This is a genomic window from Ferrimonas aestuarii (assembly GCF_005116665.1).
GTDB lineage: Bacteria > Pseudomonadota > Gammaproteobacteria > Enterobacterales > Shewanellaceae > Ferrimonas > Ferrimonas aestuarii.
This window is the reverse complement of the sequence record NZ_SWCJ01000016.1, coordinates 1-13,489: the sequence shown is the minus strand read 5'-3', so window position 1 is coordinate 13,489 and position 13,489 is coordinate 1. Positions and strand designations below refer to the sequence as shown.

9 protein-coding genes are annotated in these 13,489 nt (G+C 50.3%); 3 read left to right on the top strand and 6 right to left on the bottom strand.

Going from position 1 to position 13,489, the window contains the following annotated elements; translation table 11 throughout:
• Positions 1-163: 163 nt before the first annotated feature.
• Positions 164-1,714, top strand: coding sequence for an Ig-like domain-containing protein (locus tag FCL42_RS16635; protein WP_136864559.1), 1,551 nt, complete (start codon positions 164-166; stop codon positions 1,712-1,714).
• Positions 1,715-1,848: 134 nt separating this feature from the next.
• Here the strand turns inward: FCL42_RS16635 and FCL42_RS16630 are convergent, their stop codons facing one another.
• The 6 genes from FCL42_RS16630 to ygeW form a co-directional block, all read right to left on the bottom strand.
• Positions 1,849-2,763 carry an AraC family transcriptional regulator gene (locus tag FCL42_RS16630; RefSeq protein WP_136864558.1) on the bottom strand — a complete coding sequence of 305 codons (915 nt, stop codon included), beginning with the start codon at positions 2,761-2,763 and terminating at the stop codon, positions 1,849-1,851.
• Positions 2,764-3,160: 397 nt separating this feature from the next.
• A complete protein-coding gene (gene arcC / locus FCL42_RS16625) occupies positions 3,161-4,063 on the bottom strand; it encodes a carbamate kinase (RefSeq protein ID WP_136864557.1) in 903 nt (300 codons plus the stop codon).
• Between the two features lie 15 nt (positions 4,064-4,078).
• A complete protein-coding gene (gene hydA, locus FCL42_RS16620; protein WP_267873242.1) occupies positions 4,079-5,500 on the bottom strand; it encodes a dihydropyrimidinase in 1,422 nt (473 codons plus the stop codon).
• Between the two features lie 26 nt (positions 5,501-5,526).
• Positions 5,527-6,750 carry a YgeY family selenium metabolism-linked hydrolase gene (locus FCL42_RS16615; RefSeq protein WP_136864556.1) on the bottom strand — a complete coding sequence of 408 codons (1,224 nt, stop codon included), beginning with the start codon at positions 6,748-6,750 and terminating at the stop codon, positions 5,527-5,529.
• Between the two features lie 58 nt (positions 6,751-6,808).
• A complete protein-coding gene (gene dpaL, locus FCL42_RS16610; protein WP_136864555.1) occupies positions 6,809-8,008 on the bottom strand; it encodes a diaminopropionate ammonia-lyase in 1,200 nt (399 codons plus the stop codon).
• A 53-nt stretch (positions 8,009-8,061) separates the two neighbouring features.
• Positions 8,062-9,249 carry a knotted carbamoyltransferase YgeW gene (gene ygeW, locus FCL42_RS16605; RefSeq protein ID WP_136864554.1) on the bottom strand — a complete coding sequence of 396 codons (1,188 nt, stop codon included), beginning with the start codon at positions 9,247-9,249 and terminating at the stop codon, positions 8,062-8,064.
• Between the two features lie 469 nt (positions 9,250-9,718).
• Between ygeW and FCL42_RS16600 the strand changes: the two genes are divergently transcribed.
• Both FCL42_RS16600 and ccoG read left to right on the top strand, forming a co-directional pair.
• Positions 9,719-11,485, top strand: a complete 1,767-nt coding sequence (locus FCL42_RS16600; RefSeq protein ID WP_229359891.1) for a sigma 54-interacting transcriptional regulator — start codon at positions 9,719-9,721, stop codon at positions 11,483-11,485.
• A gap of 112 nt (positions 11,486-11,597) precedes the next feature.
• Positions 11,598-13,025, top strand: a complete 1,428-nt coding sequence (gene ccoG / locus FCL42_RS16595) for a cytochrome c oxidase accessory protein CcoG (protein WP_136864553.1) — start codon at positions 11,598-11,600, stop codon at positions 13,023-13,025.
• The last annotated feature ends 464 nt before the right edge of the window (positions 13,026-13,489 follow it).

Here is a 13,489-nt window from a genome sequence, read left to right as displayed (position 1 = left end):
TGAATCGGTCACAGTTTGACCTTTAGGTTCACTATTGACCAGTTTGCGGCCATTCTTGCTCTCTTTTGGGTGAATCGGCTGACTTAGGATGGAGTCACATCGACGGCACAACAAAATCGATTGTTCCGCCGATGTTGATAAATAAATCAATAAGGAAAAGATGATGACTCCTAACCTATCAGGCTTACCGCTTAAGGTGGTAAGTGCTGCGTTCGCATTGTCCCTGCTAAGCGCATGTAATAGCGATAATGACGATGATGCAATCATTCCCGAAAATGCCGCTCCCATTGCCAACCCAGTCGATGCTGAAGCCAAAGTTGGCAGCACTAAGTTAATTGATGCCTTAATCAACGATACCGACGCCGATGGCGACGCTTTAACGTTGCACAACGTTGAGTTGACCGAGGGCGAAGGTATTGCGTCAATTCAGGACAACCAAATTCGGTTTGAAGCCACCATGGCGGGTACTACGGTGCTGAGTTACCAGATCAATGATGGTAACGGAGGCGAGGCCGGCTCTACAGTGACCATCACCGTGACTGCCGAAAGCCTGAGCTACGTTGGCTCTGATCGTTGTTTACTGTGCCACAGAGACAAGTCCAGCTATCTAGAAACTGGGCACAATTTTAAATTGACCAAAGTTAATGGAAAGGCACCTCAGTACCCATTTACCTCCATCGATGGCTCGGTCGACTTTCTCAATGTTGATAACTCTCTGGGTAACCCGAGCGGCTGGCAAGACATCAGCTACGTGATTGGTGGTTATAAAAGTAGCGCGATGTTTATAGACCAAAATGGTTACATCATGGCGGGTGATAAAGCAGGAACCGGTCTGGCTCCGAAAGGTGAGAGTGTCAGTGAGAGCATGATTTGGCCTTATCACCCTGGTGATACTCCAGACAGTCATGGTTTCGATTACTGTGGCCGTTGCCATACGACGGGGTGGCAGGACACCACCACGGCACTGCACGATGACCGCAATCCAAACCGACAGAACGACATGCCGGGAATGGGCGGAACCTTTGCATTAACCGGCATTCAGTGTGAGGCCTGCCATGGTGCCGGTTCGAAGCACATCAAATCACCATCTAAGCAGAACATCACTAAAGATGCGGCTCCACGCATGACCGATGACTATCTGGCGGATGATATGGGCTTTGGCCTCGCCATTGCTTGTTCCGAATGCCACACCGTAGATGATTCGTTGAAACGGTATCCGGACTATGTGTCTCCTAAAAATGAGATTTTTGGTGGTGATTCTCAAGGCGGTCGTATGACGGTAAAAGAGGGGCGTCGTGATGGTCGAGGTGGTCGTCATGCGGCAGATACCTTGCTGGGGACCGACCCTGACACCGGCGAAGCAGTCGGGGTGAAGAAGCACTTCCGATGCTCAACGTGTCATAACCCCCACATGTCTGAACACTACCAGAACGAACCGGGTCATGAAGGCGCTATGGTTAGACAGTGTAGCGACTGTCACACGATGGAGTTTGAAGAGCCGGTTCATGGCATGGCTCAGTGTGTCGACTGCCATATGCCTGGCTCATCGCACATGTTCCAAATTGATTTGTCAGCCCCTTCTGACGATCCTCATCACTTCTCCGCCGATGGCGATTACAACAAGCCGTGGTTGCGTGCTTATGACAGTTGCCAAGGGTGTCACCCGAGTGATTATGACGAACGTGCAGCCCGTGTCGGAAAAGTACACCGCTAAGCGCTAGTTAACCATTGCTGGCGAGTCTATAAATCGGGTGTCGATCAGCGCCCGATTTTTTATTTTCCAATCGTTTATTTGAATGTGTGGGCCATATTTCATTGCCAATAGCCTAGCAAGCGATTGTTGGAACTCTAGGGACTATTGATTGGAGTCGATGTTAGATGATTGGAGTCGATGTTGGATAGGGCCAACTGTTGATAGTTTTCTCGATACACCGTTGGGGTCACGCCATGGTGACGCTTGAAGTAGCGAACGAAGTTGGTGGTGTCGTCAAACCCCAGTTCGAAGGCGATCGATTGAATGGTACCGCCACTCATTGATAGCTTACGGGTAATTTCCAGATTCAATCGAAAGTCGATCAGCTGTTTACTGGTTTGTCCGCAGCAGTGTTTGCACAGTTGATTGAGGGCTTTAAAGCTCATGTGCAGTTGATTGGCGTAGTCTTTGGCCTCGCGATTGTGGCTGAACTGCTGCTCGACCAGATTCAGAAAGCCATTAAAACGATGTCGCTGGGTGTCATTGATGTTGAGACTGTGCTCACGGCGATGGGCGGCCAATTTAGTGAGTAGGGCAGAAAACAGCAGCTGCACAACAACGGGATCGTCTTTGGCGTGTGTAATGGCAACACTGGATTCACGCAACAGGGTTTGGCAACTTTGGTTGAGCAGTTCGGGTAATTGCACCACAGGCTGATGCGCCAAACTGAGGTGGAAAGGCACAAAGTAGGAGTTACGAAAGTTAGCGGCCACTTCTGAGAAGAAGTTGGGGGTGATGTTGACCAGTTTTCCCTGAGGTTGGTCGTTGGCATCAAAGGCATGTGCTTGCCCTTGGTTGATGAAGATGACACAGCCATCTTGATAAGGATAATCGACGCCATTGATCTGATGACTACCCTGCCCTGTCTCAATGTAGATGAAGCAAAAGTAGCTTACTTGATGTGGCAAATAGGGGCTGAAATTATATCGATTGAGGCGAGCTCGAAACCGTTCTAAGTCCACCACTTCGATGCCGTAATTGTCAGATTTACCGGTTCGATACTGAACCATGGGCAAGTCATTGGTGGAAGTCAAAACAACCTCAAAAAAGGGCCTAACGGCGTTAGACCCAGTGTAACTTAGTTCTTAATTTGCTCAATCATGACTATATGATCTTTGCCGTGCTCGTTATTGAAAGCGATCAGGTATCGTTGCTTTTTTGGGGGCGTTCATCATCATTTCCCGTGATATATCCGGCTGTTTTTACGTTTCTTAAAGTAAAACTTATGAAGGGCTTGGCACAGGTCAGGAGTGTCTTAAGGATGGTCAAAAACGTACCTGAACTTGGGAGTGTGAAGCGGATCGGAGGCGGTTCGTTTTTGCTGGTCGAGGTGCACAAAAAAGCCCTCTGGCAGCAGAGGGCAATAAGGCTTAGGACGTGCCTTAAACTGGAGTCCTGTTTAGGCGGTTAAGCGTGTACACAGGTACCGGCTTTTTCATCCAGAATGTCTACGCCCTGATCCAAGGCGCCAATGTAGGCACGGCCACCTGAGTTGGCAAAGTCGCTGGCGGCTTCCACTTTTGGACCCATAGAGCCTGCAGGGAAATCGTATTGGGCTAGGTCCGCAGTGCTTACCTGGCGCAGGGCGGTCTGCTCTGGGGTTCCCCAGTTCAGGTAAACCGCGTCGGCGTCGGTTAGGATAAGTAGCTTGTCAGCGTTCAACTCTTTGGCCAACAAGGTGGCGGCCAAATCTTTATCGATCACCCCTTCAACGCCGCGGTAGTTACCTTCCTCTTTACATACAGGAATGCCACCGCCGCCACAGCAGATCACGATGTGGCGAGCATCAAGTAGGGCATCAATGGCGGGTTTATCGACGATGGTTTGTGGCTTAGGAGAGGCCACAACGCGACGCATGTACTCGCCATCTTGCTTCATGATCCAGTTGTTCTGACGCGCCATCACGGCTGCTTCTTGCTGGTCGTAGATAGGGCCAACGAATTTGGTTGGATCCAGCATACTTGGATCTTGAGGATCCACTTCGATGCGAGTCAGCAGGGTGGCTACTGGCACTTTAGGCAGGCGGTTTTGCAGCTCTTGAGCCAGCATGTAGCCGATCATGCCTTCGCTTTCGGCTCCCAGAACATCCAGCGGATAGGGAGCAACCTTGTTGTAGGCTAGGTTTTGCAGAGCCAATAGGCCAACCTGTGGGCCGTTACCATGAACGATCACCACTTTGTATTTTTTAGAGATTTCGACGATGGCGTCCACGGCCAACTTGACGTTTTGCATCTGGTTGGCGAACGACGGTGAGTCACCTCGACGAAGAAGCGCGTTACCGCCAAGGGCGATCACAGCTGTGGGTTTCATGGGTACTCCTTAAAATTAGTGTAATTCGACTATCGGGTTGAAAGGCTGACGGTGAAGGAATTGGCCTTGACCGGCATGTCCTAAGAATTGGCCATCTTTGGCGACGATCTGTCCTCGCAACAGGGTCATGGTGAGCTTGCCTTTGAGCTTCATTCCCTCATAGGGGCTGTAGTCGCAAGCGTCATGCAGTTCGCTGTGGCGATGGATGCTGTCGGCGGCAGGATCGATGAGGATGAGGTCTGCATCACTGCCGACCGCCAGACAGCCTTTTTTCGGGTATAGGCCAAATAACTTGGCGGGGTTGGTGCTGGTCAGCGCTACGAAGCGTTCTAGTGTGATGCGACCTTGCATCACCCCTTCGGAGAACAGCACCGGAATTCGAGCTTCAACGCCGGGCATGCCATTGGGGCAGCGCGTGAAATCGGCGTGTTGAGGCTGCTTCTGTTGTTGATATAGGAAGGAGCAGTGATCCGTGGCAACGGTATCGATCTGTCCTTGCTCTAATCCCACCCAGAGTTTGTCGCACTCGGCTTGCGGGCGCAGTGGTGGGCTTAAGATGAATTTGGTGGCGTCCTCTCTGGTGTAGACGGTTTCGTTCAGCGTCAGGTATTGAGGACAGGTTTCTACCCAGACCGGTTGCTGTTGGCCTCGTGCGAGATTGAGGTAATCCAGACCTAATCCGTTGGAGAGGTGCACGATGTAAAGCGGTGCGTTGTCGGCCAGCTTAGCCAGATTGATCATCCGAGCAATGGCTTCGGCTTCGCACTCAAGGGGGCGGCTAACGCCATGGTATTTGGGCGCGGTTTTGCCCTGCTCCACCAACTTACTGCGACGAGCGGCGATGGCGGCGTCGTTCTCCGGATGCACCGTGGTGAGTGCTCCGACTTGGTTGAGGCGTTCTAGGGCTTTAAATACATCTTCGTCACCGAGCTTGTAGCCGTAGGTGAGGTAGAGTTTGAAACTGGAGATGCCCTCTTCGGTGACCATGGCGGCCATCTCGTCGAGAATGTCATCGTTAATGTGTTGAATCACGCCGTGGAAGCTGTAGTCAGCAACGGCGTTGTCTTTGGCGTGAGCTTTATACACCTCAAGTTGATGGTGCAAGCTGCAGCCTTTGGGGCCAAACCCCATGTGGTCAACAATGGTGGTGGTACCACCACAGACGGCACTGCGGGTGCCGGTGAAGAAGTCATCGCAGCTACGAGCGATGCCTACGTCGATATTAAAATGGGTATGAACGTCGATGCCGCCGGGCAGCACCAGCTGGCCGGAGGCATCGATAACAGTGGCTTGGGGGTGGGCAGCGGCATCGATGTGGTCCGCGATGGCGGCAATCTTGCCATCGATGATCAACATATCTTGATGCGACTGCCCGCTAGCGCGAACCAGAGTGCCGTGTTTAATCAGTGCGTCGTTGTTAAAGTTGGGTCTGGACACGCTAACCTCCTCGCCGTTTTCTTGGCTTACTTAGCTTGAGCTTGCTTAGCTAGGTACATCTGAGGAATCACTGCGTACATTGCGGCGCAGGTAACCAGATGATCTTTCCAAGTCTTCTCGTTTGGAGCGTGAGCTTCTGGCTCTTTACCAGGACCGAAGCCGATGACTGGAATGCCGTGACGACCCATGATGGATACGCCGTTGGTAGAGAAGGTCCAGCGGTTCACGTTAGGCTTCTTGTCGAACAGCAGTTCGTAGCAAGATTCCAGAGTCTTAGTGGCCACGTGCTCTTCGTCGATCTTCCACGCTGGGAAGTAGCACTCAGTTGGGTAAACCAGACCGGTGTAAGCAGGACGGTCGTAGTTGTACATGGACACTTTGGCGTCGAACTTCTTCACTGCAGGCAGGTTAGCAATCTCTTCGATGGCACCTTCCCAAGTTTCACCCCAGGTCAGACGACGGTCGATGGAGATGGCGCAGCTGTCAGCTACCGCACAACGGCTAGGAGAGGTGTAGAACACTTCGGATACGGTCAGAGTACCTTTACCCAGGAAGTCGTCGTCGCCCAGGTTGCCGGCCAACTCTTCGATTTCACCTAGGATGTGGCCCATCTTGAAGATGGCGTTAGAGCCACGCTCTGGAGCAGAACCGTGGCAAGAAACACCCGCTACATCAACGCGAATCTCCATACGGCCACGCTGGCCACGGTAGATTTGGCAATCGGTAGGCTCGGTAGAAACTACGAACTCAGGACGGATCTTGCTCTCTTCGATGATGTACTGCCAGCACAGACCATCACAGTCTTCTTCCTGAACGGTACCGGTTACCAGCAGGGTGTACTCATCTTCTAGGCCCAGATCTTTGATGATCTTGCCAGCGTAAACCATAGAGGCCATGCCGCCCTCTTGGTCAGAAGCACCACGGCCACCGATCACTTCGTCATCTTCCATACCTTGATATGGGTCGAACTCCCAGTTGTCCATGTTACCCACACCTACGGTATCGATGTGTGCATCCATAGCGATCAGGTGAGGACCGTGACCAATCCAGCCAAGTACGTTACCCATTGGGTCGATCTCAACTTTGTCGAAACCAACCTTTTCCATCTCTTCTTTGATGCGAAGAACGACTTTCTCTTCATCACAGCTTTCGCTTGGGATGGCGATCATGTCGCGTAGGAACTTGGTCATGTCGGCTTTGTAGTCTTGGGCTTTGGCTAAGACTTTGTCGAAAGGAATTTGAGTTGTCATAATTATTCTCCTGACCGGGGCCCCTGCCCCGGCGTGTTATTTTTAGTAAAAATTTGAATTAGATGGCGTGCTTGCCTTCCCAAACCACTTCACGGTAATGCACTGGATCGGTGTCACCTTCGGTGTTGATCACCAAGATCACGGAGTCTTTATCCAGGCCCATCTGTTGGTAGAAAGCATCACGGTTCGGGTGGCTGTCGACGGCAACAAGGAAGCCTGCGCCAACGGCACCGGATTCACCGGAAACCACACGTGGGTCATTGCCAAGAGGGTTGCCCAAAACGCGCATACCTAGAGCAGCAACCTTATCTTGGCAAGACACAAACTGAGTGGCGCAATCGCGCAGTACAGGCCAGCCAATAGGGTTTGGCTCACCGCACGCTAGACCAACCATGATGGTGTCTAGATCGCCGTCCACATTGACCATTTCACCCTGTTCGCTGATACCGGAGCGGTAGATGCAATCGGCTTGCTCAGGCTCGAGGATGATCGATTTGATGCCGTTGGCACCGTACTTGTTGGTTAGGTAACCCAGAGCGCCACCGGCCAGTGCGCCTACGCCCGCTTGCAGCAGTACGTGGGTTGGCTTTTCGATGTTCATCTCTGCCATCTGATCTACCGCTTCGGCAACCAGAGTGGTGTAACCCTGCATAATCCAGGTTGGGATCTCGGTGTAACCTTCCCAAGCGGTGTCCTGCACCACTTTCCAGCCGTTCTCATCGGCGGTTTTGATCGCCAGACGAACGGTATCGTCGTAGTTCATGTCGGTAACAATGCACTCGGCGCCCAGTTTGCGGATGTTGTCCACACGCTCTTGTGCTGCGCCTTTTGGCATGTATACCACTGCGCCTTGGCCTAGCTGATTGGCTGCCCAGGCAACGCCACGACCGTGGTTGCCATCGGTGGCGGTGGCAAAGGTCATGGGTTCTTTAATGTCGGTTTTTAGCTTGTCGAAGCTGAAATCGTTAATGTCGATGTTGTATTCCTGACACAGCAGACGGGCGATGGCGTAAGCGCCACCCAGCATCTTGAATGCGCACAGGTCGAAACGTTGGGATTCGTCTTTTACGAGTACTTTGCCCACGCCGATGCTCTTGGCCAGGTTATCCAGCGGCTGCAGGGGAGTGGGTTGATAACCTTCCACTTGTTTATGGAAGTTACGAGCTTTTTCAGCTTCTTCTACGGAGAATAGAGGCGACAAGGTGCCGTTGAAGTGGCGGTTGTCGGCGATCTCCATTTTGAGAGTAAATGTAGACATGGGCCTGGCCTTGTAAGAGTTGGCGGGGCGAACCCCGCCGGGATTGGAGATAATTACTTAACGCGCTTGTCGGCTTCTTTCAGAAGCTGTTCCAGCACCAGAGCAGGCTCTTTGTACTTACGGTTCATGATCATTGCGGCGATGATGTAAGGCTTCCAGCTTGCTTCTTTGTAGGTTTCGATGCGGTACTTCTCGAATACGCCTTCGGTTACTTCACCCTCTTCACAAGATACGCCGGTGATGTCTGCAGGTAGGCAGTGCATGTACAGCGCTTCGCCGCCTTTGGTCAGCTTCATCTTCTCTTCGGTGCAGTGCCAATCTTTGTGGTTGGCGTTCTGAGCCAGACACTCTTGCTCAAGGGCTTTCAGGCCAGCTTGATCGTTAGCGCGCAGCAGGTCAGTACGCTTGCCCATTACGTGGTAAGGTGCCCAAGATTTTGGATATACGATGTCGGCGTCTTTGAACGCTTCGTCCATGGTGTTCACTTGAGTGAAGCTACCGCCAGACAGTTCAGCGTTTTTCTTCGCTTCTTCTACTACTTCAGGGATCAGGTCGTAACCTTCTGGGTGAGCCAGAGTCACGTCCATGCCGAAGCGAGTCATCAGGCCGATGATGCCTTGAGGCACAGACAGAGGCTTACCGTAGCTAGGGCTGTAAGCCCAAGTCATTGCAATCTTCTTACCTTTCAGCTCTTCCAGAGAACCGAAGTGCTCTTGCAGCCATGCCAAGTCAGCCATGGACTGAGTTGGGTGGTCGATGTCACACTGCAGGTTAACCAAAGCAGGACGCTGTGGCAGTACGCCTTCTTTGAAACCTTCGTCCAGAGCTTCACCCACTTCACGCATGTAAGCGTTACCGGCACCTAGGTACATGTCATCACGGATACCGATGGCGTCAGCACAGAAGGAGATCATGTTGGCGGTTTCACGAACGGTTTCACCGTGAGCAATCTGAGACTTGCCTTCGTCTAGGTCTTGTTGGGCCAGACCCAGCATGTTCAGCGCAGACGCGTAAGAGAAACGAGTACGAGTGGAGTTGTCACGGAAAAGGGAGATGCCTAGACCGTTATTAAATACGTTGGTGTTGATGTTTTCGTTACGTAGAGTTTTTAATACTTCAGCGGTTTTAAGTACTTTTTCTAATTCTTCTGGAGTTTGTTCCCAAGTAAGCAGGAAATCTTTTTCGCTTAAGTTAGACTCTAATTCTTTAATTTCTTTGATTAACTTTTCTACGTTGCTCATAAGTATATTCCATTTCTTTATGTCGGGGCTCTTTAATAACAAAGAGCAGATTTGTGAGGTTGCCTTGTTGGTAATCGGAGGCTGTCTGCTCACTGTTATCCAACTTTTGTGCCAAAGATTTGAATCACTTTTTAAATCGGCTTAAATGATTGATTTTAATGGTTTTTGATGGGGCGCTTTGTGGGTGGCTGAACTGAATGGAATTCAAGAGGCCGAAATGAAGAGAAAATATCAATGTTGATAGCAGCCAAAATGATACCCAGCATAAGCGTGTGTATCAGAATGATATTAGAGAATAAATACACAGATATATGGGTGCTTTTTGTGATCTTGCTCTGCGAATAACCGCAAGCCATCGGTAGAATGGAAAGGCTGAATGTGCCGTTTAGTTTTTATTCAGCTTTGTTTAGATAACTTGTATGCTGTTCAATGTATATGACCTCTAAGTAGGCTGAAGTGTCGGGTGACCATGAATAGAAAACTCTCTAACGCATCGGAGTTGATGCAGGTACAAACCACCATCTTGAAGTTTACCAAGATGCTGTCGACGGTCTTGGATGTGGACGCGGAGGTGGTGGATGCCAATTTAGTACGGATTGCTGGTACCGGACCATGCAATAGATTGCTGGGAAAGAAACTGACCAGCAGTGCGCGCCTGTTTAAGTATGTGTTAGAGACAGGTCAGGACAAGGTGGTAATCCACGCTCGCCAAGATGCACTGTGCGCCGATTGCAATTGCCGAGACAACTGTCGGGAAAAGGCGTTTCTTGGTGTCCCCATTATGATGGAAGCGCGCTGCATTGGAGTGATAAGCCTAGTGGCTTTCACAGACGAGCAGCAGCAGCGCATTCACGATAACCTGCAGATCTTTACCGATTACGTTCGCCATATTGCTCAGATCTTTGTGGCAAAGGTGGTGGAGGAATCCCGAAGTCATAGCGCCATTGATCGTATCTTTATGAGCTTGATAGATCATATGGATCAAGGGGTGCTGGTTCTGGATGAAGACGATCATGTGCTTATGGGCAATGAAAAGGCCCTGTGTCAATTGGGTCTGCACAGCAGCGATATCGAATCTGAGCAGATCCTGATTAAAGCCCTAACGACCCATGCCGAAGGGCATCAGCAGCACATTATTACCATTGGTAAGCGACAGGAATTGGTTATCGGTCAGTTCCACGAAATCCAAGGCTGTCAGTTGTTCCTGATGGCCTTTTTTCAACCCAATAGCCAGTTGGAAACTGCACCGGATGCCGACACTACATTAAGTAATGTGGTGGGAGACTGTCGTCCGATGAAAGCGATCAAACACCTCATCTCTCGTATTGCTGACAGCCCATCCAGTGTGCTGATTCACGGTGAAAGCGGGACTGGTAAAGAGGTAATTGCTAGCGCCATTCACCAGAGCAGTCAGCGTAAGTCCAAACCTTTCATTGCCATCAACTGTGCTGCCATTCCAGAGCAGCTTCTGGAAAGCGAGCTGTTTGGTTATGTAAAAGGCGCGTTTACCGGAGCTTCCTCCAACGGTAAAACCGGTCTTATCCGTGCTGCGGATAAAGGCACCCTATTCCTTGATGAAATTGGCGACATGCCATTGGCGTTGCAAGCTAAGCTACTGCGAGTGCTGGAGTCTCGTGAGGTGATGCCCATTGGGGCGAGTAAACCGGTTCCGGTCGACATTCGCGTGGTTTCCGCGACCAACCAAGATTTCCAGCAGATGATCACCGAAGGCAAGTTCCGTCAGGACCTCTATTATCGCCTCAATGTAATCCCAATGTTCCTCCCTGCCCTACGAGAACGCGATGGCGACATAAACCTGTTGTTGCATCGATTCTTGGAGATCCACAGCCAGAAGATTGGCGTGAGTTATCCAGGGGTTTCTGATGAGGTGCTGTGGGCGCTGAATCATTACCAATGGCCAGGTAACGTGCGGGAGCTGAGCAACCTAGTGGAGTACTTGGTGAACGTGGTGCCCACGGGTGAGATGATCGATACCGACCTGCTACCTCCTTACATCCAAGCGCCCGAATTGCCGGTTCAATCGCAAACCGAGACCAGTGCAACCATCAGTATTAATAAAGAAGATGCCAGCCTACAGGACATGGAAGCGCAGTTGATTAAATCAACCCTAGCTCGGGTGCAAAACCGCAAGATGGCAGCCAAAGAGCTTGGTATCGGTATCGCAACTCTCTACAGAAAGATCAAAAAGTACGGCCTAAACAACATAGAGTACTGATGTTATTAGACTTTAGTCTTATGGTTGAATTTTATTGATCTCGTTACTGATTGTTTGTTAGGGAAAACTGATATACTGCGGCGAGTAGTAAACATGGAAAGGTTTTGCTGTTATGGCTGGTCCACGTAATGACGCACCTGCTCGCCCTATTAAGGTTCAAGCTGCGGATCCCCGCAAATTAGATCGCTTTAATCCTCGTAACCCCATCTACGTCCGTAAGTCGTCCGGTGAATGGACCAACTTACGACGCAAGATGGGTTGGGTGTTTATGGCGTTCTTCCTTCTTATTCCCTGGATTCCCTGGGGAGACCGTCCCGCTATCTTGTTTGAGTTAGCGTCCCGTAAGTTCTATGTGTTTGATCTGGTGATTTGGCCTCAAGACCTGATGGTGTTGGCCTTCCTCTTTATGATCGCCGCATTCGCCCTGTTCTTCTTTACCACCTATTTAGGTCGAGTCTGGTGTGGTTATACCTGCCCGCAAACCATCTGGACCTTCATCTTTATCTGGATAGAAGAGAAGATAGAGGGCGCGCGCAACAAGCGAATAAAGTTAGATAAAGCGCCATGGAATACTGAAAAGGTAATAAAGAAGACCAGCAAGCACCTTGCTTGGTTTCTGGTTGCCCTAGGCACCTCACTGGCGTTTATCTCCTATTTCTATCCGGCCACTGAACTCTATATCGATTTCTTTACCGGTCAGGCCAGTGGTACTGCGTACTTCTGGACACTGTTCTTCACTTTCGCCACCTATGGTAATGCGGGTTGGATGCGCGAGATCATGTGCCTGCACATGTGCCCTTATGCTCGATTCCAATCGGTGATGTTTGATAAAGACACTTACCTAGTTGGCTACGACGCGACTCGCGGAGAAACTCGCGGTCCTCGTGGTCGTAAGCAAGACCCGAAAGCCATGGGCTTGGGTGACTGCATCGACTGTAACCTCTGCGTACAGGTTTGTCCTACGGGCATCGATATTCGTAATGGCCTCCAGTACGAATGCATTAACTGCGGCGTATGTGCAGAAACCTGCGATGACGTTATGGGTAAGATGGGTTATGACAAAGGCCTTATTAGCTACACGACCGAGCGACAGTTAGAGGGCGGCTCCAGTAAAGTGATGCGGCCTAAGTTAGTTGGTTATGGCGCGGCATTGATTGTCATGTGTATCGCGTTCGTGTTTATGGTTAACGCCATTAAGCCGTTAGCCCTCGATGTGCTTCGTGACCGTAATATGCTGTACCGAGAAACCAACGCTGGCCTGATTGAAAACGTCTACACCCTGAAGGTCATGAATAAGAGTGAGAAGGCGGTCAACTTCGATCTGTCCCTCACCGGCTTAGATGACTTTAAATGGATAGGGCCACAACAACTATTGGTCGATGCTGGTGAGGTAGCCAGTTTGCCAATCTCCATTGCGGTCGATCCCTTCGATTTGAAGATGCCAATCATGGATGTTCAGTTCCATTTGAAAGCAAACATCAACAATGAAGAGTTTAGTGATCAGCAAGATTCCCGATTTATTGGGGCTGGTGGCCGATAATCACTCGTAAAAGATGCAGAAATTGACCCTTTGGGTCAATTTCTGGTCTGACGAAACAAAATGACAAGTTTTCACTTGCGTAACCAAATTCTCTCCCTATAATGCACTTCCTGTCGACGGGGCACAGCGGCTTAGAAAACAAGGCGCTAGGCAACGGTTTGACTCCCAAATCACGGTTTTGAATTAACTTTTACTGATTGAAGTAAAAACTTAAAAAATCGCTTGACGGGAAACGAGGAAAGCGTAGAATGCGCAGCCTCAGCAACGGGAACCACGGTTCAAGTTGCAATGCTCTTTAAAGCGCTGCGGCGTTAAGAGCTCGCTCTTTAAAAATTAAATCAGACAATCTGTGTGGGCACTCGCGCAGGATTGATATCTCATATATCAATGTTGCACTGAGTGACTATAACAAGTTAATTCAGTAATTCATTGAGTCGGAATTTTCGGATTCCAAAAAACTTTTT